A 3,609-nucleotide genomic window follows, 5' to 3' on the forward strand; every position below is an offset into this window, starting at 1 on the left:
GCCGCTGCGGGCGGTGTTTCGCGAGGGGCGTGCCGGCCCGGCGGCGGAAGCCCGCCTGCCCGGCGGGGGAAACGTCGCGGCGGCGCGCGACGCCTTCGCCGAGGTGCTGGCGCGCGCGCCCTGGACCGAGCGCTGGCCGGTGCGGCTCGCCGGCGTGCGGCTCGGCCGGCTGCCCGCGGGCAGTCAGGCGGCCTTCGCCGCCGGGGACGGGACCGGCTGCCTGCCGCTGCGGGCCGATCCGCGCCTGCCGAGCCTGCTCGCGGTCGCGGCGGGCCGTCCGGTCGACCTGTTCGGCCTCTACGACGGCCACGGCCTCAATCCCCTCGCCCTCGTCGCCGGCGGCCGTCTCTACGCGATGCCGTCGCAGAATGCGCAGCCGGTCCTGTTCCAGGTGGCCTGATGGACGTTGCCGATCGTGCCGCGGACGGCTGGGAGCCGACCCTCGCCGCCGCCCTCCTCGGAGCCGAGCGCGCGCCACCCGCCGCCCCCGGTTCGCCGGGCGCTCTCGTCGCCGAGTCCGATCCCGGCGCCGCGCTGCTGGCGCGGCTCGCCGCGGAGGGCGTCCATCACCTCGCCGGACAGGACCTCGCCCCGGACGCGCTCGTGCCCGTCGAGCCGCGGGAGGCCCTCGGGCCCGAATGCCCGCCCGCCGCCGCGACGCGGCTCTACGGCTTCCTCGTCGGCGGCCACGCCACCCGCGACCGCCTGGCGGAATGGTTCGACCTCGCTGCGGCGGCGCGGATGCGCCCGCCGGCCTGGCTGCTCCAGGCGCTGATGCTCCAGCGCGACGCCCTGCCGGAGACGGCCCGCGCGGTCGTCGGCCCCGAGCTCGACTGGCTCGCCCGCGCCTGCGGCGAGGCGCCGGCCGCAGCGGCCGCCGCCGACTGGACCGAGGGCACGCCCTCCGAGCGCGGCGCCGCCCTCGCGGCCTTCCGGGCCCGCGATCCGGACGGGGCGCGGGCGGCGCTGGAGCCGGTCTTCCGCAAGGAGAAGGCCGACCTCCGCGAGGCCCTGGTCCGGGCCCTCGCCGTCGGGCTGTCGGAGGCCGACGAGCCCTTCCTCGAATCCTGCCTCGACGACCGGGCCGGGGGCGTGCGCCAGGCCGCGCAGGGCCTGCTGCCGCGGCTCACCGGCTCGCGCTACGCCGGGCGCATGGCGGAGCGGGCACGGGCGGCGCTCGGCATTAACGGCAAGCGCCGCCTCCTCGGCGGCGAGACGCACGGGCTGTCCGTCACCCTGCCGGAGGAGAGCCCCGACCTCGCCCGCGACGGCGTCGAGCCGGGCTACTGGGACCGGCACGGCGACGGGATCCGGGCCGGCCTGCTGCGGAACACCCTGGCCCGCGCGCCCCTCCGCGCCTTCGCCGACCATCCGCCGCGGCTCTGGATCGAGCTGGCCCTGCGCAGCGAGTGGGCGGAGCCGGTCTTCGAGGGCCTGTTCGCGGCGGCCGAGCGCGACGGGGACCCGACCTGGATCCGGGCCTTCATCGATCTCCTGAGCGACGCCTACGAGGGGAAGCTGTCGGGCATCCGGCGCACCAACGATCTCCTGGCGAAGTGCGCGCGGGCGGTCGACCTCCTGCCCGACGCCGAGTGGGAGGCGACGGTCGCGGCGCTGATCCGCGCCCGCAGGATCGAGGTGGTGCTGGCGATGATCGGCCAGGGTCCCGAGGCCTTCACCGAGCCGTTCAGCGCCGCGCTCCTCGACTGGCTCGCCTTCGTCACCCGCGGCTCCGACGCCCTGCGGAAGGACCTCGCCAAGCCCTGGGTGATCGCGCGCCTCGGCGAGCGGCTCTGGGCCAGCGAGGACGCCGCGGCCTCCGCCGCCGCCATCCTGGCGCGGCTGCCGGAGGAGGACGGGGCCCGCCTGCGCCAGCAGATCGCGGCCCTGGCCGAGACGCTGGAGCTGCGCGCCGCGATGCGGCGCGACTTCCAGCCGGAGACACCGACCTGAGTGGGCGAACAGCCGGCTCGCCGGCCTCTCGTCCGCCGAGATTCTCGAGATGCCGCAGGTTCTTCTTGGCAGAACCGGCGCCCCCTTTCGCGCAACCAGCTCAGGAGACCGCCCGAGCATGACGTCGACCAGCCCCGTCAAGGCCGCGCAGCTGCGCCAGGCCGCCGAGGATGCCTTTGCCGAGGAGATCGCGGCCCTGCGGAAGTCCGACGACCGGCCGCGCCCGCCGAACTGGCAGATGTCGCCGCAAGGGGTCGTCACCTACCTGCTCGGCGGCAAGCTGACATCCGGCTTCGAGGTCTCGCCGAAATACATCGGCGACCGGCGCCTGATGGAGGTTGCGGTCGCGACGCTGGCGACCGACCGGGCGCTCTTGCTGCTCGGCGTGCCCGGCACCGCCAAGAGCTGGGTCAGCGAGCATCTCGCGGCGGCGATCTGCGGCACCTCGCGCCTCATCGTGCAGGGCACCGCCGGCACCAGCGAGGAAGCGATCCGCTACGGCTGGAACTACGCGCTCCTGCTGGCCAAGGGGCCGAGCCGCGAGGCGGTGGTCGGCTCGCCGGTGATGCGGGCGATGTCGGAGGGGCGCATCGCCCGGGTCGAGGAGCTGACCCGCATCCCCTCCGAGACGCAGGACAGCTTCATCACGGTCCTGTCGGAGAAGACCTTACCGATCCCCGAGCTGAACGAGGAGGTTCCGGCCCAGAAGGGCTTCAACCTCATCGCCACGGCGAACAACCGCGACCGGGGCGTCAACGAGCTATCGAGCGCGCTCAAGCGCCGCTTCAACACCGTGGTGCTGCCGCCGCCGGCGACGATCGAGGCGGAGATCGCCATCGTCGAGACCCGGGTCGCCTCGCTGGGCCGTGCCTTCGAGATCCCGGCCGAGCCGCCGGGCGCCGAGCAGATCCGCCGCGTCGTCACGATCTTTCGCGAATTGCGCGAGGGCGTCACCGTCGACGGCAAGGCCAAGGTCAAGCAGCCCTCCGGCACGCTCTCGACCGCGGAGGCGATCAGCGTGGTCGGCAGCGGGCTGGCGCTCGCGGCCCATTTCGGCGACGGGCGCCTCTCGGCCCACGACCTCGTCTCAGGGATCGCCGGCGCCGTGGTGAAGGACCCGGTGCAGGACGCCATCGTCTGGCGCGAGTACCTCGAGACCGTGGTCAAGGAGCGGGACGGCTGGAAGGACTTCTACAAGGCCGCCCGCGCGAGCGCGTGAGCCTGACCGATGCCCGACATCCGCCTCTTCGGCATCCGCCACCACGGTCCCGGCTCGGCCCGCTCGCTCAAGGCGGCCCTCGAGGCCTTCGCGCCCGATTGCCTGCTGATCGAGGGCCCGCCTGACGCCGACGCGCTGATCCCGCTCGCCGCCCACGAGGCGATGGCGCCGCCGGTGGCGCTCCTCGTCTACCGGCCGGACCAGCCGCGAACCTGTGCCTTCTTTCCCTTTGCGGCGTTCTCGCCGGAATGGGTGGCGATGCGCCACGGCATCGCGGCGGGCGCGAGCGTGCGCTTCATCGACCTGCCGCACGCGATCCAGCTCGCCGACGGGTTCGGCGCGCCAGGAAACCCGGCCGAGGGCGAGGCCGCGCCGGTGGCCGAGGCGGCCGGGGAGCCGCTCCAGGAGGAGCCGGAGGGGGGGGGCGCCCCGGCTCC

At 75.1% G+C, this 3,609-nt stretch carries 3 protein-coding genes and 1 pseudogene; all 4 read left to right on the forward strand.

All coding sequences use genetic code 11. The features are described 5' to 3' along the window. Positions 1-400: pseudogene (locus VQ02_RS32515) on the forward strand (SWIM zinc finger family protein); the annotation flags it as partial. Then, entirely contained in the window at positions 400-1,953 is a 1,554-nt protein-coding gene (locus tag VQ02_RS32520) for a DUF5691 domain-containing protein (RefSeq protein ID WP_048448408.1), read from the forward strand. The pseudogene VQ02_RS32515 and the gene VQ02_RS32520, both read left to right, overlap by 1 nt. Before the next feature lie 118 nt (positions 1,954-2,071). Continuing rightward, positions 2,072-3,172, forward strand: a complete 1,101-nt coding sequence (locus VQ02_RS32525; RefSeq protein WP_048448409.1) for an ATP-binding protein — start codon at positions 2,072-2,074, stop codon at positions 3,170-3,172. A gap of 9 nt (positions 3,173-3,181) precedes the next feature. Further along, the coding region (locus tag VQ02_RS32530; protein WP_048448410.1) for a DUF5682 family protein at positions 3,182-3,609 on the forward strand (428 nt) is incomplete at its 3' end.

Origin of the sequence: Methylobacterium variabile (assembly GCF_001043975.1) — a bacterium.
Classification (GTDB): Bacteria; Pseudomonadota; Alphaproteobacteria; order Rhizobiales; family Beijerinckiaceae; genus Methylobacterium; species Methylobacterium variabile.